This is a genomic window from Mycoplasmopsis bovis PG45 (assembly GCF_000183385.1).
Classification (GTDB): Bacteria; Bacillota_I; Bacilli_A; order Mycoplasmatales; family Metamycoplasmataceae; genus Mycoplasmopsis; species Mycoplasmopsis bovis.
On record NC_014760.1, the window covers coordinates 158,485 to 182,713 of the forward strand.

Sequence of the window (24,229 nt, forward strand, 5' to 3'; positions counted from 1 at the left end):
CATTACACTAAAACTTTTTTATTTAATGAATGGTCAAAGTTAGTTGCGAAATAAAACATACCGGTTACATCCTTAACCTTTTTAATATTTCAACTAGATATATCTTTGTTAAAAGCGCTTGCTTTTCAAAACATGCCACTCATATCAACAACATTACCAGTGTTTCATTTAGTTATGTCACCATTGAAGCTACTAGCTTCTGCAAACAAGTAAGACATATTAGTGATCTTTTCTGTTTCTCAATTTAAATTTTTATTAAACATAGCTGCCCCTCTAAACATAGCTCTTATATCAGTGACTGATGATGTATTCCAATTTGAAATATTTGAACTATTAAATTCCCTTGCATTGTAGAACATATACTGCATATTTTTAACTTTTGGTTTTACTAACTTAAATATTGGACTGTTAAATTTCGATGCATTTTGAAACATTCTTTCCATTGTTATAACATTATCAACATTTCAACTAGATATGTTATTGTTAAATGCAGTAGCGCCAGAAAACATATAAGCCATATCACTTACATTTTTAGTGTCTCATGTTGAAATATTTCCATTGAATGCTTCTGCTTCTTGAAACATTCTATTCATATTTTCAACATTTGCAGTATTTCATTTATCTAAATTTTTGCTGAATTTTTTAGCAGCAAAAAACATATAACTCATATTTTTGACTTTGTCAGTCTTTCAATTTGATATATCTGTGTTGAAGTTTTTGGCTCCAAAAAACATTTGACTCATATTCTCAATATTTGAAGTGTCTCATTTATTAAAAAATTCCCAATTTTGGACACTATATAATTTTAATAATTTACTAAAAAATTCTTATTTTTGTCCATTAAATACATTAAATTATCTAAATAATTAAATTTTCTTAAATTTAGAGCTAAAAAAGCTCTATTTTTTGTTCAATTTCATTAAAGAAAAGTTTAAAAAATTAAAAATAGGTGGTAAAATAAATATACATGTATAGTGTTTAACACATAAAAAAGGAGATATAAAAATGGCCATTCCTAAAGACATATTAAAAATTCCAAGACCATCTAGTACCAGAGTAAAAGCAACCTCAAAAGAAGGTATTTATAATGTTATACAAAGAACATCAATAAGAAAAAATGAAAAAATTATTCCTGTTGAAAAAGGAGTGATTGGAAAGATTATTAATGGTGTTTTTCAAAGCATAGAAAAGCAAACATATGAAGTAGATATTAAATCATATGGTTTATTTGCGCTAAATGAAAAATTAAACAATCATATCTTTAGAGAACTTTTAAATTTTTATGATTTTGAAGATGCTAGAAAATTATATGTTATAGCCTCTTTAAGAACTATGTTTTCAGATATTAAAAACGAACATTTAAAACATGAGTATGATACAAATTTTATTTCTGAAATATACCCAAAATGTGCACTATCACCAAACACTATCTCAAGTTTTTTAGAGAAAATAGGTAAATCTAGTTCGAAGATGGAAGACTTTATGAATAAAAGATTAGAAGAGTTTTCAAACCACTCAATAGTTATTGATGGTATGTTGAAAAACAATACATCAGAAACTAACATTTTCTCTGAAATGTCTAGAAAGTCTAGAACTAAAGGCGCTCAAAACTTAAACCTTATTTATGCTTATGATATTAATGCACAAGAACCTGTTGCAAGTTCTGTTTACCCAGGAAATATGCTAGATTACACTGCTTTTAGAGACTTTTTAAGAACTTATAAGATTAAAAATGGATTCTTAATTCTTGATAGAGGATTTGATGATAAAGAATGTAAAAACTTAATGAGAGAAAAAAATATTAAATATTTAATGCCTATAAAAATAAATCATACTTTTAAAAAATTTAATTTAAAATCTGGATTTAATTTCACTTTTACCTATGATGACGACACGATAAGAGCAAAGAAAATTATCATCAACAACAAATATTATCTTTGTTATAAATCAACCCTAACTGAAATGGTAGAAAAGAAAAATTTCATAAGTCGTGCACACAAAAAAGGTGCGTATGATGAAATTAAATTACTAGAAAGAGAAAATCTTTTTGGATTAATAATTTTTGAGTGTAATTATGATTTGGACTTAAAAGATATTTATGTCGCATATAAAAAGAGATGAGAAATTGAATTGCTTTTTAAACAGTTTAAAAATGTGCTTGAACAAAACGAAGCAAATGTTCAAGGAAACTATAGATTATTAGCAACTGAATTTATTAACTTTTTATCTTCAATTATGCTTTGCAGAATAAAAAACCACCTCTTAAATAGTGGCGTTCTTGACAATAGAACAATTAGTGAAACTTTTAGATATTTATCGAAAATAATCAAGAAGAGAAAGTCTAGAAAAAGAGAAGAATGAGATGATGTTGAAACATTAAAATATATTAAAGAATTGAAGTCTATTTTAAAAATATAGTGTCCAAAATTGGGAATTTTTTAATTTATCTATATTTTCTATAGTTTCATTTTCATTACTGTTAAAAGCACTATATAAACTAATAACTTCTTCTGGAAGAACTTCAGGGACTTTTTTAACATTTCTGTCAAACTGCTCAATTTGTCCATATTTGTTATAACCAATTTCTAATACTACAGTTTTATCAGCACTATATTTGTGTTTTCTTGGCGTCACTTCTTGAAGACGGTCAATTGTAAGTAACAAAGTTCCAGAAATTAGCTTAGACTTTGACTTAGAAGTTATGCTAATTTCCCCTTCTCTATTTAAAAGAGCTTTTTTCTCCAATTTGAAGTCAAAATCACTTTCTGTTAAATTGCCTAATTTATTTTGCTTTTTAAGCAATTCTAATATATCTTTTTTAGTTGTATTATTTGTGAGATTAGTTTGAAGCATTAATTTTGAAATATCAGTTTTTATAATCTTAGCTTCTTCATTTTGATCGGGATCAGTTTTTTCAGGATTATCTTTTCCAGGATCAGTAGGAGGAGTGATTGGAGCATCCATTTCAGGTTCCTTTTTAGGCTCCTTAGTTTCATTATTTTTACCAGGATCAGTAGGTGGAGCGATTGGAGTATCCGTTTCGGGTTCCTTTTTAGACTCCTTAGTTTCATTATTTTTACCAGGATCGGTAGGTGGAGCGATTGGAGCATCCATTTCAGGCTCCTTTTTAGGCTCCTTAGTTTCATTATTTTTACATGAAGCAGCAATTAAAGGAAGTGAACTAGCAAAAAGCAACCCCCCCCCTAATTAATATTAGTTTTTTCTTATTCATATTTTGTTGTTCCTTTATTTGATTTATATGCATAAAAATTTTTAATTAGTATATCAAAAAAGATTGTTTGGAATATGAATGAAAATAGCTTAAATAAGAATTTAAGTTAACAGAAAATGCAATAAAAAAAGTACTACAGAAAATCTGTAGAACATTTATAAAAATCTCACTCCTTATTTATTGCAGTTCTATTATTTAGATACTTGCCTAAAATTAGGTAGTTTGAAAATAGGAGCACCATTTCGGAAATGGCTACTGTTGACAATTTTGTTAAATGTTCATTTATCTAAATCCTGCTTGAAAGAGGAAGCATATGCAAACATACTTGAAACATCGGTTACGTTTTTTACATCTCAGTCCGATATATTTTGATTAAATGCTTTAGCACCCCAGAACATTTGGCTCATATTTGTAACTTTAGATGTTTTTCATCTGCTTATATCACTGTTGAAAATGATTGCCCCATAAAACATATTATGCATTAATGTTACATTGTCAGTTTTTCAGTTGCTTAAGTCTTGATTAAATGCTTTAGCGTCTCAGAACATTGCATTCATCTTAGTAACGCTTGTCGTATTTCACTGTGAAACAGACGAATCATTAAATTTTTCAGCGCCAAAAAACATATACGACATATCACTTACTTTAGGATTAATTAACTTAAATAATGGTTTATTAAATTCCTTGGCACCACTAAACATATTTTTCATTTTCGAAACATTCTCAACATTTCATGATGATAAGTCTTGATTGAAAGCAGCAGCTTTTTCAAACATATGTTCCATATTTGTGACATTTTCTGTTTTTCAGCTTGAAATGTTACCATTGAACGTTTTAGCTTCTTCAAACATTCTATACATAGTTGTAACATTAGATGTGTCTCACTTATCTAAATTTTGACTAAATGCTTCAGCTGACGTAAACATATTTGACATATCTTTGACTCTGTTTGTTTTCCAACTAGAAATATCAGTATTAAATTTTTTGGCTTGCAAAAAAGTTTTACTCATGCTCTCAATATTTGAGGTGTCTCACTTTTCTAAATTGACAATTTTTTCATTTAAATTTCTAGCAAATGCTCAGTCAAGACTAATAATTTCCTCAGGAAGATTTGCTGGAACTTCTTTTACATTCTCGACAAATTTTTTGATTCTTCCTTTTTCATCATATCCAATTTCAAGAACTTTTGTTTTATCATTGTTGTATTTATGTTCTCTTGGAATTAACTTATCGAGCTTGTTTATAGTAATATTAAGCATTCCTGAAACTAATTGAGATTCAGGATTTGCGGCGATAACTATCAGCCCTTCTCTATTCAAAAGTGATTTTCTCTCTAGTTTGAAGTCAAAATCGCCTTCAGTCAAATTCTCTAATTTAGGTTGTTTTTTTAATAGTTCTAAGACATCATTTTTGTTTGTATTATTTGTTGGACTAAATTTAAGCTTTAAACCAGAAATATCAGTTTTGAAAACTTTAGGTTTATCACTGTGCATAGGCTCTGTCTTACCTGGATTATCTTTTTCAGGATCGGTAGGTGGAGCGATTGGAGCATCCATTTCAGGTTCCTTTTTAGGCTCCTTAGTTTCATTATTTTTACCAGGATCAGTAGGCGGAGCGATTGGGGCATCAATTTCAGGTTCCTTTTTAGGCTCCTTAGTTTCATTATTTTTACATGAAGCAGCAATTAAAGGAAGTGAACTAGCAAAAAGCAACCCCCCCCCCTAATTAATATTAGTTTTTTCTTATTCATATTTTGTTGTTCCTTTATTTGATTTATATGCATAAAAATTTTTAATTAGTATATCAAAAAAGATTGTTTGGAATATGAATGAAAATAGCTTAAATAAGAATTTAAGTTAACAGAAAATGCAATAAAAAAAGTACTACAGAAAATCTGTAGAACATTTATAAAAATCTCACTCCTTATTTATTGCAGTTCTATTATTTAGATACTTGCCTAAAATTAGGTAGTTTGAAAATAGGAGCACCATTTCGGAAATGGCTACTGTTGACAATTTTGTTAAATGTTCATTTATCTAAATCCTGCTTGAAAGAGGAAGCATATGCAAACATACTTGAAACATCGGTTACGTTTTTTACATCTCAGTCCGATATATTTTGATTAAATGCTTTAGCACCCCAGAACATTTGGCTCATATTTGTAACTTTAGATGTTTTTCATCTGCTTATATCACTGTTGAAAATGATTGCCCCATAAAACATATTATGCATTAATGTTACATTGTCAGTTTTTCAGTTGCTTAAGTCTTGATTAAATGCTTTAGCGTCTCAGAACATTGCATTCATCTTAGTAACGCTTGTCGTATTTCACTGTGAAACAGACGAATCATTAAATTTTTCAGCGCCAAAAAACATATACGACATATCACTTACTTTAGGATTAATTAACTTAAATAATGGTTTATTAAATTCCTTGGCACCACTAAACATATTTTTCATTTTCGAAACATTCTCAACATTTCATGATGATAAGTCTTGATTGAAAGCAGCAGCTTTTTCAAACATATGTTCCATATTTGTGACATTTTCTGTTTTTCAGCTTGAAATGTTACCATTGAACGTTTTAGCTTCTTCAAACATTCTATACATAGTTGTAACATTAGATGTGTCTCACTTATCTAAATTTTGACTAAATGCTTCAGCTGACGTAAACATATTTGACATATCTTTGACTCTGTTTGTTTTCCAACTAGAAATATCAGTATTAAATTTTTTGGCTTGCAAAAAAGTTTTACTCATGCTCTCAATATTTGAGGTGTCTCACTTTTCTAAATTGACAATTTTTTCATTTAAATTTCTAGCAAATACTCAGTCAAGACTAATAATTTCCTCAGGAAGATTTGCTGGAACTTCTTTTACATTCTCGACAAATTTTTTGATTCTTCCTTTTTCATCATATCCAATTTCAAGAACTTTTGTTTTATCATTGTTGTATTTATGTTCTCTTGGAATTAACTTATCGAGCTTGTTTATAGTAATATTAAGCATTCCTGAAACTAATTGAGATTCAGGATTTGCGGCGATAACTATCAGCCCTTCTCTATTCAAAAGTGATTTTCTCTCTAGTTTGAAGTCAAAATCGCCTTCAGTCAAATTCTCTAATTTAGGTTGTTTTTTTAATAGTTCTAAGACATCATTTTTGTTTGTATTATTTGTTGGACTAAATTTAAGCTTTAAACCAGAAATATCAGTTTTGAAAACTTTAGGTTTATCACTGTGCATAGGCTCTGTCTTACCTGGATTATCTTTTTCAGGATCGGTAGGTGGAGCGATTGGAGCATCCATTTCAGGTTCCTTTTTAGGCTCCTTAGTTTCATTATTTTTACCAGGATCAGTAGGCGGAGCGATTGGGGCATCAATTTCAGGTTCCTTTTTAGGCTCCTTAGTTTCATTATTTTTACATGAAGCAGCAATTAAAGGAAGTGAACTAGCAAAAAGCAACCCCCCCCCCCCTAATTAATATTAGTTTTTTCTTATTCATATTTTGTTGTTCCTTAATTAGTAATTAAGATGTAAAAAAAATTTTTACAAATTATATCAAACAAAGACTCTTGTCTAATAATGAATTTTTTCAAAAAAACGGTAAAGAATATGAAAAAACAGCAAAAAATGCTGTTTTTGGCGCATAAATTAAATGCAAATGGTGGAGATGTCGGGAGTTGAACCCGAGTCCACACACCAAGCTTATATAACAACTTTTCATAGTTTAGTTTATTTTCAGTAATACTAAATTAAGAAAAACAAACAAACTTAAATTAGTATTGTGTCTAAAATTCATTTTATCCATTGACACGCTAGATAAAACTAGTCCAGTAAACCGATTTATGCAAATTGGACACTTTGCATAAATCACTTGCTGCTAATTCTTAAGCAAAAGCAAGGTTTGCGTTTGCATTTGCAATAGCAAATGCTGGAAGTTCAAGACGAACTTCTTCTGACTTTTTATCGTTTGCACGTATTAAGCCTAGTTGCCTTTAGGTTTGCAAGACCACTAATTGTTATAAAACCCAATGCATGTCGAAGCCATTACATCCCCATATGATAGGTTATAATTTTATTATATATTTTAATTGATTAACTAGTATATCAATTAGCAGAAATAATCAAAGTTAGGAGTACTTATGAAAACGGAAAATAAAAGAGTTAAAACAGCGCTAAACTTTGATAATTGCTATATTACTGGCAGTCAATATAAACATGATGTCGATATTAGAAAAATTAAAATTTTTAACAATGAAAGATTAGTTTTTTTAGTTAATGATGATTCAAAAACATTTTTTGATGGCAATTTTTGAAAAATTCTTAACAATAATCCTAATCAAATGGTTTCATGCTTTTTGCCAGATGTAAAAGCGGATTTATCATACAAATATGTTAGAGGCAAAAAAGCTTTATCTGGAGTTAACTATTTTAGTATTTCAAAAGCAATAGATACTTTTAAAGATATTCCCTCGTTTCTTGAGTTTGTAGCTATTTCCAAAAAGCAATATGTAAGTGACAACATACTTGATTTAATTATGAAGACTTTAAGAAAATATGAATATATTGTCAAAGGAAATATATTTGATTTATTTAAGTCAAAGATTGGCTCATTTTATTCTGCGCTGGTTGAAATAGAAAGATGACAAAATTATTACACGGATTTAATTAAACAAGCGCTTAGAATGAAGGATTATAGTGCTGCCAATAAATTATTAGAAAAGTACAGAGACGTGTATGAAAAAGGCGTTTTCGACATTTTAAGTCATATTTCAGAAGCCGGCTCAACATTTTTAGAAAAATTCATTTTTTTAAGTGATGCTATCGAAAATAATGTTGATTATTTAGGAGACAGTGAGCTTACTTTATTACAAAATCAATATAACTTTATGAAGAAGTTAAATAATCCAACTATGATCGATGTAAAAAAGGAACTTATTATTAGGGATAATGAAAACGGCATCAAGATACTGCATAAGTTAGCCAATGAATTAAAAGCTAATGCTATTGAAGAGTTAAGATATCTTTGTGACAAGCACAAGCACATAAGTAATATTGATATGCTTAAAGCCAGCAAGTATTCTAAAGATTCAATTCAATATCAGTTTTTAATTAGAAAGTCATATGCTGAAAAATATATTTATGACAAACTAAGAGAAAAGAAGAATAAGCTTTTATATCTAGATTCAGAAGAAATTCAAAAGCTTATTAATAAATTCAAAGCTGAATTGAAGCTTTTTATTGACAATAGCATAATAAATCATAAAAGCTTGCCTGATGTTGATAAGCCGCACACAATTTATCAAGAAATTGAAGAAAATTTTGACTTCAATTTGGACTTTTATGTTGAATTATCTAGCAATAGAGAAAAAGATATCAAGAAAAATATAGCTAATAATTTACAAATTATTAAAGACACAAAAGACAAGTTTTACAAAGTTAAAGACGATTTTAAATTTGACCAGATTAAAAATGACTTAAAAAACAGAATAGAACAATTAAGTGGTGAAATAGACTGAAGATTAGGTATCATAAAAAATACTTTTAATCATATAACTAAAAATAGCAAAAAGTTTTTTATTGACGTTAAGAGAGTATCTGATAAGTTTTCTAAAGTAACTGCTAATATAAAGAAAATAGGCTCATTGTGAAGTTATTGTCGTCTAGGTATCGCTTATCATTCAGAAATAAAAAACCCTAGTTTTGCTTATTTTGCCAATAGTTTAAGTAATCTTAAAAAATTCCACTCTACCTTTGCAACTGTTTTTAATAAGATTTTAACTCTGAAATCAATAATCTTTGATAAGCGTTTTTTTGATAAAAAAACAATAAATAATTTTTACTTATTTGTTCATTTTATAGAGATATTCGAAAAATCATCCATTCATATTTCCAACTTAATTAAGTCAGCTGACAAAATCTCTTATACAACTAAAATCAAGCTTTCATTTATTAGTGAGTTATTAAGCAAGCCTAGATTAGTAATAATTGAAGATGATTCAAGTATTGAAGATATTAACCTAAAATTAGAGCTTATTAGAGTTATTGATGAATTATCTAAACTAAATAACAATAGTTTTATGTTTATTACTAATGATAAAAGGATATTAAAGTCTGCATACTTTGACTTTGTTTTTATGATTGCAAATAATAAAGCAGTTGAACATGGGAGCATAAAGGAAATATTAAATAAGCCATTTAATCCTATAATCAAGGCTAATTTGCAAAATACAATAGGCAATGAGTCATTTGAAATAAATGATGATGAATTTATATTTAGCGAAGAAATAAAAGTAGGCAAAGATCACTACATTGTTTCATCTTTTAGTGATTATAAAACATGGAATGTTTCTGATGAAAATGAGCAAAAAAGTCCTAAAGATGAGCAAACTTCAGAATTAAAAATAGATGAATTAGATTCTGCATTCATTGGCACAGATAGTATTATTGTTGATATTGAACCTGGTTCAAACAATGATAATACTAGCGCCACTAGAGTGCTTTATCAGCAATTTACGAGATATTTAGATCTTAAGAGTAACACAGATGAAACATCGCTTACAAAAAGAAAAAAGTAATAAAAGCTATATTTTTAATGCCGTATTTTCGCTTTTTGAATCTGCCCTTTTCTTAAGCATACATAGAATATGTACATTATGGTATAATATATTATGTTTTTTATGTAACAAAATAGCCCTTTTCATACAATAATTTCTTAAGGAGTTATCTATGGATGTAATTGATAAAACGTATGCTCCTCAAAATTTTGAAAAAGCAATATCCAAAAAATGAATAGATAAAAAGTTTTTTAGTCAGCATGATTTGGCTAAGAAACCTTTTTCATTACTTTTACCTCCGCCTAATGTTACTGGAGTGCTTCATATAGGGCATGCTTTAGATCAATATATCCAAGATACAATTTTAAGATACAAGAAATTAGAAGGTTACGACACATTTTATATTGCTGGAATGGATCATGCTGGCATCGCCACTCAAAGTAAAGTGGAAAGTGTTTTATTACAAACTGAAGGCTTAAGTAGACATAACTTAGGGCGCGAAAAGTTTATTGAAAAGGTATGAAAGTGAAAAGAAACTTATGCCAATAAGTTTCGAGAGCAGTGACTAACATTAGGTATTGGGTTAGATTATGAGCGTGAACGTTTTACACTAGATAAATTGTCCAATGATGCTGTAAACAAGGTGTTTATAGAACTTTATAATAAGGGTTTAATTTACAGAGACACAAAAGCAATTAACTGAGATCCTGTTTTAAAAACTGCTTTATCTAACATTGAAGTAATTAATAAGTCAACTGAACAAATTATGTACTATATTAAGTACAAAATTGAAGGCAGAAATGACTTTTTAACAGTTGCAACTGTTAGGTTAGAAACGTTGCTAAGTGATGTTGCGGTTGTTTTTAATCCCACTGATGGCAGATATAAGCATTTAGAAAATATGAATGTTATTCACCCATTAACTAATGAAATAATTCCAATTATTAAAGATGAATATGTTGATAAAAAGTTTGCTTCTGGTTTAATGAAGCTTTCAGCCCATGCTGAAGTTGACATTGATATTATAAAACAACATAATTTGCAAATCAAGGAAATAATTGACCAAGAAGGCAAAATTAACTACCCTAGCAGTCAATTTCATGGTTTAACTAGAGAAGAAGCTAGAGAAGCTATAGCAAAATATTTAAAAAACAATGACTTAATTGTTAAAGAAGAAAAAACTATTTCAAATGTTGGCTATTCAGAGCGAAGCAATACCCCAATTGAAACTTTAGTTATGCCACAGTGATTTGTTAAAATGGAAAATTTAGCAAAAAAAGTAATTAACCATTTAAAATCAGCAGATCATGTAAAGTTTTATCCCAAACGTTTTATAAAAACAGTGAATAATTGACTAGCAAACATGCACGATTGAACAATAAGCCGCCAACTATGATGGGGTCATAGAATTCCTGCTTGATATAGCGGTAATGAAGTAAAAGTTCAAGTTGAGTGCCCTGGTGAAGGTTGAGTACAAGATTCGGATGTGCTTGATACCTGATTTAGTAGTGGAATAGCTCCTTTTTCTTTTTTAGGTTGGCCTGCTAGTGATGAATTGTTAAAAAGATATTATCCTACTAATTTATTAGTAACTGGATATGACATAATTTTTTTCTGAGTTGTGCGTATGTATTTCTTTAGTCTTGAATTCACTAATAAAAAACCATTTGAAACAGTCTTATTGCATGGACTAGTTCGTGATGAACTAAACCGCAAAATGTCTAAATCATTAAACAACGGTGTAGATCCTGTTAAAGTTATTGAAGAATATGGTTCTGATTCATTAAGATTTTTCTTAGTAACAAGCTCATCTCCTGGGCTAGACACAAGATTTTCAATTAAGAAAATCAGATCAGCATGGGGGTTGTGTAACAAGCTATGGAACATAGCACGCTATATTAATATGTTAGACGACGATAATGTTTCCGAACCTAGTGCGGCCGATATTTGAATTAATAATAAGCTTAAAACCCTACAAAATAAAATTAGCAAAGCAATGAATAAATATGAGTTAACTATTGCCGGTTCTGAGTTATCCAATTTTATTTTTAATGATTTTTCATCATGATACATTGAACTATTAAAGATATATCCTAATAAAAAACAAGCATTGGAAAATCTTAGAAAGCTATTAATAATAGCTCATCCATTCTTGCCTTTTGTGACTGACTATTTATACCAAAGTGTTTATAAAAAAGACTTATTAGATGAGCAATTCCCGATTCTAAAATTAAGCAGATCATCTAAAGTTGGTGAAATAGAGCGCATCATTAATGTAGTTAAAATTTTAAGAAAATTTAGAGAAGATAAATCAATAAGCAAAAAGGAAATAATTAACTATTATGTTAGTGAGCAATTTTCGAATGAAACAATAAGCGCAATAAACAGAATGGCAAATGCATCACTAAAAGAAAATAACCACATTTTATTTACTGATGGCAATTTAAAAGTTTGAATTGAAGAAAATGAATCATTAAAGAAAGATAGATTAGCTGATCTTAATAAGAAAATAGAGCAAGTAAGATTTGAAATTAGTAGAGCACAAAATATGCTCAATAACCCAAATTTTATTAATAAAGCCCCTAAAGAAAAAGTTGCATTAGAACAAGAAAAGTTAGAAAAGTACAAAAAACAACTAGCTGAGTATGAAAAGGAGGTGTAATTGTGACAATACTAAATGGAAAAATAATTGCAGAGCAAAGAACAGTTGAGTTAAAAAAAGAATTTGATGAAATTACCAAATTGATTGGTAGACAGCCTGTTTTGTCAATAATTCAAGTTGGGGACAATCCCGCTTCTTCGCTTTATATTAAAAATAAACTTAAAAAAGCTGAGGAGCTAGGTGTTGTTGCGACTCTTTATAAATTTGATGAAGATATTAGCCAAAATTCTTTGCTTAAAAAACTTGATGTGTTAAATGAAGAATCTGATGGCATTATTGTGCAATTACCATTGCCTGAGCATATTTCACCTAAAGTTATAATGAACGGCATACGTTTAGAAAAAGATGTTGATGGCTTATGTGAAAAAAGCACCTTTAACTTTTACAATGATAAATTTGATGAATTATGTTTTACGCCTGCTACGGCAGCAGCTATAATAGATTTAATTAAGTACTATAAAATAGACTTAGAGGGCAAAAAGGCTGCTGTCATTGGGCGTAGCTATTTAGTTGGAAAGCCAACAGCATTCTTGCTTAAAAAACTTGGTGCATTAGTATCAACATACAACAAAAATACAGGTATTAAAGGTGTTGAATCAGCTGATTTATTAGTAACAGCAGCTGGCCAGCCTGACTTAGTTAAAAAAGAAAATATAAAAGATGGTGCCTGGTTAATTGATGCAGGCACAACAATGATTGAAAGAGACGGCATAAAATGCTTTGTTGGTGATGCGTCATTATCACCTGAAGAGTATGAACAATTAGAAGGATATACGCCTACACCAGGAGGTATCGGCCCACTGACTGTTATTTGGCTATTTAAAAACTTAGCTAAAGCTATAAGATACGAGTTTCAAATTTAAGAAATTGAATTCTAGAAAAGGGTTCATTTTTTTATATAATAAAAGCATTATTTTTTAGACATAATTAATAATAATTAATTATTTCCAAGGAGCATTTATATGGATTTTGAAAAACGCCTAAAAGGCATTGTTAATACACTTCCAAAAACAAAAATATTACTTATTGATGGTAGTGACCAAAGAAGTATTGAAGCAGCTAATAAATTAGCAGAATTTAATAACTTAGAAATTACACTTTTAGTTGAAAATGATCACAAAATTGATACTAGAGCTAATGTAGTTAATATGAACAAGGATGCCAATAAATTAGAGTTATTGGCTCAAAAGTATGTTGAATTGCGTAAAGGAAAAGAAGACATTGAAGCAGCAAGAAAGGTACTTAGTACACGTCCTTTTTATGCAATGATGCTTTTAGCAACAGGCGAAGTTGATGGTGTTGTTGGGGGACTAAATTATTCGACAGCTGATATCTTAAGAGCTGCTTTTAAAGCAATTGGTCCTAAACCAGGAATTAAAACAATTTCATCAGTTATGATTATGCACAAAGAAGAAAAGCTTTACTTCTTCAGTGACATTTCAGTAAATCCAAAACCTGATTTAACTGGTTTAGTTGATATAGCAACTAATGCTGCTGAATTTGCAAAAGCATTTATTGAAGAACCTAAAGTAGCATTCCTAAGCTTTTCAACTAGTGGCTCGGCTGTAACACCAGAAACAAAATTAGTAGCTGATGCGACAGTTGAATTTAATAAGGTATATCAAGGCACAAAAGCTATTGGCGAAGTGCAATTAGATGCCGCAGTTAATGAAGGCGTTAGAAAAAGCAAATACAAAGGCGAAACATTTACTGGCGAAGCTAATGTTTTAGTATTCCCAGACTTAGGTGCAGGGAATATTGGCTATAAAATAGCTCAAAGATTTGGTGGTTTTGGTGCTATTGGCCCTATTATTACTGGTGTTAAAAAGCCAGTTAATGACCTATCTAGAGGAAGCTTGACTGATGACGTTGTCAATACTGTATTAATTACTGCAATTCAAGCAAACGATAAGGAGTAGTGTATGAGTAATAAAGTTTTAGTTATTAACGCAGGAAGTAGTTCAATTAAACTTCAATTATTAGATAAAGAAAAATTAAATGTCATTGCTAGTGGGCTAGCTGAAAGAATTGGCGAAGGCGGAAATGGAAATATTGCTATTAAATTCAATGGCCAAAAATTTGAAAGAAGTGTTAAATTAGAAGACCATGCTAAAGCTGTTGAGCACATTTTAGAAATCTTTGAAGAAAACAAAATTATTTCAGATCCTAAGGAAATTGAACTAATTGGCTTTAGAGTTGTCCAAGGTGGCGAATATTTCAATAGTTCTGTAAAATTAGGTGAAAAGGAAATAGAATTAATTGATGAAGTAAAAATGTATGCTCCATTACACAACCCAGGCGCACTACAAGCTATTAGGGCATTTAAAAAAGTTATGCCACATGCAAAACTTTCAGCTGATTTTGATACAGCATTTCACACAAGTATTCCAGCTTTATATTCAACATATCCAATTCCATATGAAATAAACGAAAAACTTAAAATTAAACGTTATGGTGCTCATGGTATTAGTCATGAATACATAACACTTAAAGTGCAAGAGTTATTGAACAAAGACAAAGTAAACATCATCAACCTTCACATTGGTAATGGTGCATCATTATGTGCTATTAAAGACAGCAAGTCAATTGATACAACAATGGGACTTACACCATTAGCAGGAATTATGATGGGTTCGCGTTCAGGCGATATCGACCCTTCTATTCATCAATTTGTTATGAAAAATATGAATCTTTCAATTGATGAGTTTACTGACATCTTAAATAAAAAATCAGGTATGTTAGGTGTTTCAGGAATCTCAAATGACCTTAGAGACATACTAGCAGCAATGGAGAAAAAAGATCAAAGAGCACAATTTGCATTTGACCTATACTGCCAAAAAATAGTCGACTTTGTTGCAAACTATGCAAATAAATTAGAAAACAAGATCGATGCATTAGTTTTCACAGCTGGCGTTGGTGAAAACACACCTGAATTAAGAGAACAAGTTATTAACAGCTTACACTTTGCCAATATTAAATTGGACAAAGAAAAGAACTTTGGCAAAATTGGAGAATACGAATTAATCTCAACTCCAGATTCAGATGTTAAAGTTTATGTTATAAGAACAAACGAAGAATTATTAATTGCAAAACACGCAATTGAGTTATATAAATAATTATATATTTTATGAAAGCAGCAATTTATCCTGGTTCATTTGACCCACTTCATGAAGGGCATATTGCAATTGTCAAAAAAGCTTTGAAAATTTTTGACAAGCTTTTTGTTATAGTTTCGGTTAATCCCGATAAAGAAAGAATCAATGATATTGATACAAGATTTGCTGAAGCAAAAATGAAGCTAAAAGACTTTAAAAATGTTGATGTTTTGATTAATAAAAATGAATTAATTGCTGAAATGGCAAAAAAACTAGGAGCTAATTTTTTAATCCGTTCTGCTAGAAATGACACAGATTTTAAATATGAGCTAACTCTAGCGGCTGGACACAACAGCATTAATAATGACTTAGAAACTATTTTGATAATGCCTGATTATAATATGATTGAGTATTCTTCAACAGTTATAAGACACAAGCAAAAGTTAGGAAAATAATGTGAAAATTTGTTAAATCTGCCTTAAAAAAAGAGACATGAATACAATGTGATGATTGCAAACAAATATGTTTTTGAGGCCGTTCAAATGTTGGCAAGAGCTCTTTACTTAATGCATTAGTTAATCAAAAAATATCATATGTTTCTAAGCAACCTGGCAGAACACAATTTATTAATTATTTTCAAGAAGAAGATCGCTTTATAGTTGATTTACCTGGTTATGGTTATGCTCAGTTATCTAAAGAAAAAATAGTAGAAATGAATAACTGAATTAACGCTTTTTTAAGTCAAGATAAAAATCCTAAAACAGTTTTTTTATTAATTGACTCACGCACTGGAATAACCAAAATTGATGCGGAAAAAATAAGTTTTTTAAGGTCAATAAATTTACCAATTCATCTGATTTATACCAAGATTGATAAATTAAACCAGAGAGAAAAATCTGCTTTAGTTAAAAAGCACAATGAATATTTAAGTTCTAAATTGTTAGATGATACTACACACTCATTTTTAGTTTCAAGCACAAATAAAATTGGCATAAACGAGTTAGTAGATTTTATTGAAAATAATATTTTCGATTAATACAATACATTTGCAAGAGAGGCAAATATGGAGAAATTTAAAAAGAAAGTTATTTTAGGATCAATAGGCTTTGGAATTGCTACTGGAGCTGTAATTGGCACAGCACTAACATTTCATTATCTTAAAAAAGCTAATTCTAATGAGACAGAAGCAGTTTTAAACAGAGCAAGGAAGCTTGAATTTAAGATTAATCCAAATCATAAGGATTTTGATATTTCATCTAGATATGCTAGTGAGTTTGCTTATATATCATTTTTTGGTTATTCTAAAAAAGATAATGAAGAGCCAACTTTAAAAACTGATAAAGAGTACTGAAAGGCATTAGAAACTAAAATATTTAGTAAAAACAAAACTCCATTTCTTCTTTTTAGCAAAGAGGTCAACTATACATTAGAAGACTTAACAAAAGATCATTTTATCTACTATCACTCTTATGCTGATGATTATGATGGAACATTATATCTTAGGGTTTACTTTGAGAAAAAACCTTCAAAAAATGCTTCTTTAGTTTCCAATTCAGAAGAGTATGCAAAAAGAAAAGCCAACTGAAAATGAGTGGATTATCAAATCAGTGGTTTTAAAAAGGTTGATACTTCAAAAAATCAAGATGAATTACTAAAAAATTATTCAGATTACAAACATGGTTTTAGAGTTAGTTCGAAACTAAAAAATAAATTACTAAAAAAAGAAATTGCTTCATTTGAAACTATTTTAGACAGCACAGGCAATGATTTTTCTAAATTACCTATGAAAAAGCAAGATTCGGCTGAATCAATCGAAAAAGCACATAAAATATTTTCAGATTTATTAGATTATAATCATACAGTCAAAAGCATTGATAATGCTAATGCACTAAACTTTAGCATTGATAGTAAAAAGCCAATTTATATAACTAAGTCTAACAATAACGAATATAACGTTCATTATAGTCTATTCACATATGTTCCAAACGCTCAATTTAGCGATGAAGGCCAGCTAAATAATGCTAAAAAAGTTGATATTTCAAAAGAATTTACAGCTAAACTGCAGGTTAAACATTCTGAGCTTACTGAAGCACTTAAACAAATAGGAATTAAAGACTTAAAGGGCGATAATAAGTCATTGAAAGATATTATTCCTTCTAGCTTAAAGTACAACACTTCATCTTCAGCGCCAAATGATAGTTATCATAATACAACAAATGGCTACATTGAATTAATTGATTTATTATGAAAAGATTCAGCTAATCAAGAAATAAAAAACAAGTTTTTATCTAATGAATACACTGTTTCATATCATAAAATAAGTGAGAATGATGGAGTAATCAAAGAAATTAGCGATCTTAAACAATATTTTAAAAAAGACAATAAGACTGATGAAACAGTGCCATTTGTTAATTTAGATGATTCTAAAGGCGAGGCAATTATTGCAGTTAAGATAACTGCAAAATTGGAAAACGGTTATACTGAAAGCATAATTGGTACAATTAATCTAACGGGATTAAAGAAAAGTTCACCTTCTACATCATCAACATCATCAACATCACAATAAAAGCACAAACGTGCTTTTTTATATTTGATAAAAATTCAATAGGAAAATAAACAAAAATAAAAAAACAAATTGCAAATGCAAGTAAAATTAAAATAGATATAAATATAACTATAGTTATATTAATAAAGGAATAAATTATGAATTTAACAGATAAAAGAAGTAAATTAGTTGCTACTATTGGCCCATCTAGTGATAACTATAATACTATGCGTTCTTTAATAGAGGCAGGAGCTACATGTATTAGAGTTAACTTTAGTCACGGAAGCCATGAAGAACATTTAAATAAATTTAAAATAGCTAAAAAAATATCCGAGGATATGCATTTGCCAGTGTCATTAATTCTTGACACTAAAGGCCCAGAAATAAGAGTTGGCAAAATAAAAGGCGGAGCTCAATTTATTCCAGCAAATAGCGAAATAAAAATTCACACAACAGAAAGCAAATACAAAGAATTAGAAGGTGATGCAAAAGAGCTATCGGTCTCATATGATATGTCAAAAGATTTAAAAGACGGTGATTTTGTTCTTTTTGATGATGGCAAGCTTTCTGCTGTTGTAACTAAGGTTTCTAAAGGAATTGTTTTTGTCAAAACACTTAATTCACATAATTTAAAAACTAACAAGAGAATTAATCTTCCTGGCGTTGATTTTAGTTTACCATTTTTATCTGAAAAAGACATTAATGATGTTAAATTTGGTATTTCTCAAGGTGTTAATTATATAGCTGCTTCATTTGTTAATTCAGCTAAGAATGTTCATGACTTAAGAAAGTTGTTGCATGATAATAATGCTAAACATATACAAATAATTTCTAAAATAGAAAGCCATTTAGGAATTGATAATATTGACGAAATTATTGCAGCTTCAGATGGTATTATGGTAGCTAGAGGAGATTTAGGGCTAGAAATACCTTATTATGATGTCCCATACTTTGAAAAGCTAATGATTCGTAAGTGCCGTGAAGCTGGCAAGCCAGTTATTATTGCTACTCAAATGCTTGATTCAATGGAAACTAATCCGCATCCTACTAGAGCTGAAGTTACTGATGTTTATTATGCAATTGAATTAGGATCAGATGCAACAATGCTCTCAGGAGAAACAGCATCTGGTGCTCATCCTTTAGAAGCTGTTATCACAATGTCTAATATTAATAAAAGAGCTGAAAATGAATTTTATGACAATACTTACTATGATGTGCAATTAGAAGAAGTAAGAAGAAAATCGAACTTAAGAGAGAACAAACGTTCTAGAATTGCATATGAAGTAGCTAATAGAACCCGTTATGGAGACTACAAATTCGCAGTTGTTTTATCTAGGACAGGAGAATTACTAAAAGAAGTAGCAAAATTTAGACCGAACACAATAATTATAGGTATATTAAAGGACGCAAACATGATCGGTGAGTTTGGTATAACTTCTAGTGTTTGAACTTCATTAGATTCAGTTAAATATTTTGACCTAATTAAAGAAAACAGCGATAAAGCACTAGAAATATTAAAGCCTTATGGAATAAATAAAGGCGACAGAATTATTGTTGTTGAAAACGAAAGCATTGTTGAAAAACAATATAATTAGCCTTATAATTCTATAAAACAGACATAAAAAAGCAAACAGCGCTGTTTGCTTTTTTCTTTATGTTTTTCTATTTTACTGTGCCAAAATTAGCGTTAAATGGGATTGAATTATCGCTGTCTTTAACAATTATTGTCATCCTTTTCCCCGATTCAGGATGTTCATTTTTGTGACTTTGTGGCGATAATGAAATAAAGGATGCAAACTTTTTGTAATAATCATGATTTTTAATAAATTCAATAACATCTTCATAGGTTTGCCCTTTATAGAAATAATTTTTTATAATATCTCATAAAGCTTGTAAAGCATTTCATGCTGTTTGAGCATCAAGTGTGTCAGAATCAAAAACTGGCGGACGCACAGGTGTATTAGAATGGTTTGGATTTTCAGATTTTTCAACAATATTTTCGATTTCAAGCTTCGTGTCTCTATACATATTGCTTAATTTCAATAATAAATTTGAAAGATCTCGTCTAACTTTTTCATCAAAAATTTCCAAACTTTTTTCTAAATTACTAATTTCTTTGCTATATTCTTCCATCTTCATAATTACATTATGATAAACCATATTGAAATTTTCTTTGTTTATTTTGGCGCCGGAATTAATATCAACAGTTGACTGAACATCTTTTTTTGTATTGCTTATTTTTTCTGTTAGCTCTTTTAGTTTTGATTCAAAATATGTTTTATTGTCTAATCCAGGAGCTATTTCATTTTGCGACTTAATACTATAATTAATAACTATTTCTCCAGTATATAGCGCGCTATTTTCATTAGCTTTTACAATAACTTTATTTTCCTTCTCATCTATTTTAAAGGCTAATTCGTCAATTTTTAGATTAGGATTTTTAACACTTAGTGCACTTTTAATGCTATCTAAATCTTTTCTAGGCAATTCTCCTAATTCAGTTGTCTTAATAGCAGAGTGAAGAGATTGCTTAGTATTTTCTTTGCTTTGACTATTAGTATCTACGCACTTAGCCGCTAAAAGCGGAAGGAATACAATAGAAGCTAAGCCACTTCCTATTGGAATTAAACTAATTTTTTTCATATTAACCTCTATATCTATTAATATAAAAATTATAAAAAACAATGCTTTATTAATTCAAAAAAGGAAATAATTCAGTTATCTTGAAAATAAAACTACTATAAATTGATATGAATTAATCTAAATTTATTATATTAATTGCACAAATTTTATAAATTCTTATAAAAATTTAGCAAAAAAAGAGTTAGAGTGCTAAATTGTATGCTAAAATAATTATGTTATGAATGTATTATACGCATTGAAAGGACTTTAATATGGCAAAAGAAGTTATTATTGGTATTGACCTAGGTACTACAAACTCTGTTGTTTCAATAGTTGATAACGGAACACCAGTTGTTCTAGAAAATCTAAATGGTAAAAGAACAACTCCATCTGTTGTAAGTTTTAAAGATGGCGAAATAATAGTGGGTGACAATGCTAAGAACCAAATTGAAACTAATCCAGATACTGTAGCATCTATTAAAAGATTGATGGGTACTAGCAAAACTGTAAATGTAAATAATAAAGATTACAAGCCTGAAGAAATTTCGGCAATGATCCTAGAACATCTTAAAAAATATGCTGAAGAAAAAATCGGTCACAAGGTTCAAAAAGCAGTTATTACTGTTCCTGCATATTTTGATAATGCGCAACGTGAAGCCACAAAAATAGCAGGTAAAATTGCAGGTTTAGAAGTGTTACGTATTATTAACGAACCTACAGCTGCCGCTTTAGCTTTTGGATTAGATAAAGTTAAAAAAGAACAAAAAATTCTAGTATTTGACCTTGGTGGTGGAACATTTGACGTTTCAATTCTAGAATTAGCAGAAGGTACATTTGAAGTTTTATCAACATCAGGCGATAACAGACTTGGTGGCGATGACTGGGACAATGAAATTGTAAAATGATTAATTGATTTAATCAAAAAAGACTATAAAACAGACGTTACCAACAATAAAATGGCAATGGCTCGTTTAAAGGCAGCTGCTGAAAAAGCAAAAATTGACTTATCTAGTTCTCAACAAGCTACTATTATGCTTCCATTTTTAGTTATGCAACAAGGTTCTGAACCTATTAGTGTTGAAGCGACCTTAAGAAGAAGTCAATTTGAGGAAATGACATCACACTTAGTTGAGCGTTGCAGAAAACCAATTGAAACTGCCTTAGCCGATGCTAAGATTAAGATTTCAGACTTAGATGATGTTATCTTAGTTGGTGGTTCAACTAGAATACCTGCTGTTCAACAATTAGTAGAAACAATTTTAAATAGAAAAGCTAACCGTTCAGTTAACCCAGATGAAGTTGTAGCTATGGGTGCTGCTATTCAAGGGGCTGTATTAGCCGGTGAAATTGATGATGTTTTATTAGTAGATGTTACTCCTTTAACATTAGGCATCGAAACTGCTGGTGGAATCGCAACACCATTAATTCCTAGAAACACACGTATTCCTATTACTAAAAGTGAAGTATTTACAACATTTGAAGATAATCAAAGCGAAGTTACTATAAGAATAGTTCAAGGTGAAAGACCATTAGCTAGCGAAAACAAATTACTTGGTCAATTTAACCTTGGCGGTATTCGTATAGCGCCTAGAGGTGTTCCACAAATCGAAGTAAGCTTTAAAATAGATGCAAATGGAATCACAACTGTTTTAGCTAAGGACAAAGACACTAATAAAGAGCAATCTATTACAATCAAAAACTCATCTAAACTTAGCGATGCTGAAATTGAAGAAATGATTAAAGATGCTGAAAAAAACCGTGAGGCTGATGCTAAAAGAGCTGAAGAAATTAGCACAATTATTCAAGCTGAAAACCTTGTTAATAGTTTAGAAAAAGAAATGAACGAAGGCAACATTGTGATTCCTGAAGAAGAAAAAACAAAAATTGCTGAGTACATAAAAGAAGTTAAAGAATTAATCAACAACAAAGATGTTGAACAACTTAAAAAGAAAATTGATGAATTAAATGCTGCATACAATATGGCTAAAAGTGCTGCAGCAAGCGCCAATAAAGACGATTCATCAAATAGTGATGAAGAAACATTCGAATAAGAAAGTCAAAAAATAGCACAGTAAAAGTGCTATTTTTCTAATAATGCTATAAAACAGCATATATAGCAAATTCATCATTACTATAAATTTTGCTTAATAAACTCTTTTATTTCAAATAATGCTCTATCAGAAAGTTTCTTTTTGCCTTCGTTATTGTACGGAACTAAATGTATGTCTTCTACTAATCCTCAGTTGGCTTCCATAGGTTGGAAATCTGCTTTATTGGCTTTTAATACATAATTGCATAAACTACCAATAACAGTTTTGTTATTAGGAATTGCCTTAGGTAAATTCATTAAGTATCTATCAACATTAATGGCACATATGATAGCACTAGCACTAGCTTCTAAATATCCATCAGTCCCAGTAAGTTGGCCAACAAAAAATATGTTTGGTTTAGATTTTAGACTAAAATTATCATCTAATACATTTGCAGAATTTATATAGTCATTTTTATGCATGACTCCATATCTTAATATTGATGAATTCCTTAGTGCTGGTATAGATTTTATAATTTCATTTTGCCAAGGAATTTTTATGTTTGTTTGAAAATTTACAATCCTTAGTAAATTTTCATTATACTCATCTTGTTTTAGTGAAATTACCGCATAAAAATCATTACTTTCAATTAATTCATCTGTTGAAAGAAGATTTTTTAGCTCTTTTTTGCCTTTATATGCAATAGTTTCAATTGAACTAAAGCCATGATTATGCACTAATGCAATTTCATTAGGCAAAGGTGAAATAAAGATCTCAGCATTAATGATTAGGCTATATAAATGTTCAAATTCAGCTTTGTTTAAGAAACAATAAAATAACTTATCATCATTATTGCTCTTTTGTACATAATCCCAATTTATAGTGCTTTTAAAAATTATAGGTTGAACTTGATCAAAGTAATTAAAGTTAGATTCGCCAACTAATTTTTTAATTTCTTTTTCTAAAGCAGGGCTACTTAGCGGCCCTGTTGCAATAATAGTAGGAATTGAATCATCAATTTCTATATATTCTTTTTCTATTATTTTAAGGTTTTTATGACTCTTTAAATAATTAGTAATATATTCTTGGAATTTATTCCTATCAACTAATAATGGTTCAGTAGCAACACTAGCGTAATCTGCAACTTTGATTATAAATGAATCTAGTAGTCTCATTTCTTGTTTTAGCACCCCTTTGGCACTAGTTATTTCATTAGAGTGAAAAGAGTCAGAGTAGGCTAGATTAGCAAATAAATCATTAGTTTGAATAGCATTCTTTTTTATTGATTTTACTTCAAATAGCTCAACTAAATAATTACGTTTAAGTAATTGATAACACACTTCGGAGCCAGAAATTCCTGCCCCAATAACTCTTATTTTTTTCATTTATGCTCCTTGACAAATATCGCACCGTGCGCAATTAATAGTATAAAATAGGCCTAAAAGTCAACAAAATGTGCAAAAAACTTTCACAATATTCCAAATAT

Annotated in this window: 17 protein-coding genes and 1 other RNA gene; 11 read left to right on the forward strand and 7 right to left on the reverse strand. The window is 29.6% G+C overall.

Annotated features, from left to right (window positions below; translation table 4 throughout):
- Nucleotides 1-2: 2 nt before the first annotated feature.
- Complete coding sequence (locus MBOVPG45_RS00710; protein WP_318023792.1) at nucleotides 3-812, reverse strand: BspA family leucine-rich repeat surface protein; 810 nt, start codon at nucleotides 810-812, stop codon at nucleotides 3-5.
- 193 nt (nucleotides 813-1,005) lie between these two features.
- Here MBOVPG45_RS00710 and MBOVPG45_RS00715 point away from each other — a divergent pair, with 193 nt between their 5' ends.
- Complete coding sequence (locus tag MBOVPG45_RS00715; protein ID WP_013456029.1) at nucleotides 1,006-2,418, forward strand: IS1634-like element ISMbov2 family transposase; 1,413 nt, start codon at nucleotides 1,006-1,008, stop codon at nucleotides 2,416-2,418.
- On the opposite strand, the gene MBOVPG45_RS00720 is transcribed toward MBOVPG45_RS00715, so the two are convergent.
- The 4 genes from MBOVPG45_RS00720 to ssrA form a co-directional block, all read right to left on the reverse strand.
- Nucleotides 2,407-3,195: a hypothetical protein gene (locus MBOVPG45_RS00720; protein WP_180304242.1), complete on the reverse strand. Its 789-nt coding sequence runs from the start codon at nucleotides 3,193-3,195 to the stop codon at nucleotides 2,407-2,409. The two genes, MBOVPG45_RS00715 and MBOVPG45_RS00720, sit on opposite strands and share 12 nt — an antisense overlap.
- Before the next feature lie 228 nt (nucleotides 3,196-3,423).
- On the reverse strand, nucleotides 3,424-4,944 hold the full coding sequence (locus MBOVPG45_RS00725; RefSeq protein WP_080551560.1) for a BspA family leucine-rich repeat surface protein: 1,521 nt from the start codon (nucleotides 4,942-4,944) through the stop codon (nucleotides 3,424-3,426).
- Nucleotides 4,945-5,173: 229 nt separating this feature from the next.
- Nucleotides 5,174-6,694, reverse strand: coding sequence for a BspA family leucine-rich repeat surface protein (locus tag MBOVPG45_RS00730; protein WP_080551561.1), 1,521 nt, complete (start codon nucleotides 6,692-6,694; stop codon nucleotides 5,174-5,176).
- 200 nt (nucleotides 6,695-6,894) lie between these two features.
- Nucleotides 6,895-7,289: a transfer-messenger RNA gene (gene ssrA, locus MBOVPG45_RS04400) on the reverse strand.
- Between the two features lie 85 nt (nucleotides 7,290-7,374).
- On the opposite strand from ssrA, the gene MBOVPG45_RS00735 reads away from it, so the two are divergent.
- From MBOVPG45_RS00735 to pyk, 9 genes are all read left to right on the forward strand, one after another.
- Nucleotides 7,375-9,810, forward strand: coding sequence for an MAG1360 family OppF-related protein (locus MBOVPG45_RS00735; protein ID WP_013456537.1), 2,436 nt, complete (start codon nucleotides 7,375-7,377; stop codon nucleotides 9,808-9,810).
- 151 nt (nucleotides 9,811-9,961) lie between these two features.
- Nucleotides 9,962-12,451, forward strand: coding sequence for a valine--tRNA ligase (locus MBOVPG45_RS00740; protein ID WP_013456237.1), 2,490 nt, complete (start codon nucleotides 9,962-9,964; stop codon nucleotides 12,449-12,451).
- Nucleotides 12,452-12,453: 2 nt separating this feature from the next.
- Complete coding sequence (locus tag MBOVPG45_RS00745) at nucleotides 12,454-13,314, forward strand: bifunctional 5,10-methylenetetrahydrofolate dehydrogenase/5,10-methenyltetrahydrofolate cyclohydrolase (protein WP_013456164.1); 861 nt, start codon at nucleotides 12,454-12,456, stop codon at nucleotides 13,312-13,314.
- A gap of 99 nt (nucleotides 13,315-13,413) precedes the next feature.
- Nucleotides 13,414-14,370, forward strand: coding sequence for a phosphate acetyltransferase (locus MBOVPG45_RS00750; RefSeq protein WP_013455920.1), 957 nt, complete (start codon nucleotides 13,414-13,416; stop codon nucleotides 14,368-14,370).
- A gap of 3 nt (nucleotides 14,371-14,373) precedes the next feature.
- On the forward strand, nucleotides 14,374-15,567 hold the full coding sequence (locus tag MBOVPG45_RS00755; RefSeq protein WP_013456186.1) for an acetate/propionate family kinase: 1,194 nt from the start codon (nucleotides 14,374-14,376) through the stop codon (nucleotides 15,565-15,567).
- Between the two features lie 11 nt (nucleotides 15,568-15,578).
- On the forward strand, nucleotides 15,579-16,001 hold the full coding sequence (gene coaD, locus MBOVPG45_RS00760) for a pantetheine-phosphate adenylyltransferase (protein WP_013456618.1): 423 nt from the start codon (nucleotides 15,579-15,581) through the stop codon (nucleotides 15,999-16,001).
- Nucleotides 16,001-16,582: a ribosome biogenesis GTP-binding protein YihA/YsxC gene (gene yihA, locus MBOVPG45_RS00765; protein WP_013456473.1), complete on the forward strand. Its 582-nt coding sequence runs from the start codon at nucleotides 16,001-16,003 to the stop codon at nucleotides 16,580-16,582. The genes coaD and yihA overlap by 1 nt, the downstream gene beginning before the upstream one ends.
- 27 nt (nucleotides 16,583-16,609) lie before the next feature.
- On the forward strand, nucleotides 16,610-18,112 hold the full coding sequence (locus MBOVPG45_RS00770) for an MAG1430 family protein (RefSeq protein WP_013456366.1): 1,503 nt from the start codon (nucleotides 16,610-16,612) through the stop codon (nucleotides 18,110-18,112).
- Nucleotides 18,113-18,249: 137 nt separating this feature from the next.
- Nucleotides 18,250-19,686 (forward strand): pyruvate kinase, encoded by a 1,437-nt coding sequence (pyk, locus tag MBOVPG45_RS00775; RefSeq protein WP_013456327.1) that lies wholly within the window; start codon nucleotides 18,250-18,252, stop codon nucleotides 19,684-19,686.
- 67 nt (nucleotides 19,687-19,753) lie between these two features.
- On the opposite strand, the gene MBOVPG45_RS00780 is transcribed toward pyk, so the two are convergent.
- A complete protein-coding gene (locus tag MBOVPG45_RS00780; RefSeq protein WP_013456220.1) occupies nucleotides 19,754-20,734 on the reverse strand; it encodes an MAG1450 family lipoprotein in 981 nt (326 codons plus the stop codon).
- A 251-nt stretch (nucleotides 20,735-20,985) separates the two neighbouring features.
- Between MBOVPG45_RS00780 and dnaK the strand changes: the two genes are divergently transcribed.
- Nucleotides 20,986-22,764 (forward strand): molecular chaperone DnaK, encoded by a 1,779-nt coding sequence (gene dnaK / locus MBOVPG45_RS00785; RefSeq protein ID WP_013456103.1) that lies wholly within the window; start codon nucleotides 20,986-20,988, stop codon nucleotides 22,762-22,764.
- 80 nt (nucleotides 22,765-22,844) lie between these two features.
- On the opposite strand, the gene trmFO is transcribed toward dnaK, so the two are convergent.
- Nucleotides 22,845-24,128, reverse strand: coding sequence for a methylenetetrahydrofolate--tRNA-(uracil(54)-C(5))-methyltransferase (FADH(2)-oxidizing) TrmFO (gene trmFO / locus MBOVPG45_RS00790; protein WP_013455992.1), 1,284 nt, complete (start codon nucleotides 24,126-24,128; stop codon nucleotides 22,845-22,847).
- Nucleotides 24,129-24,229 lie beyond the last annotated feature (101 nt).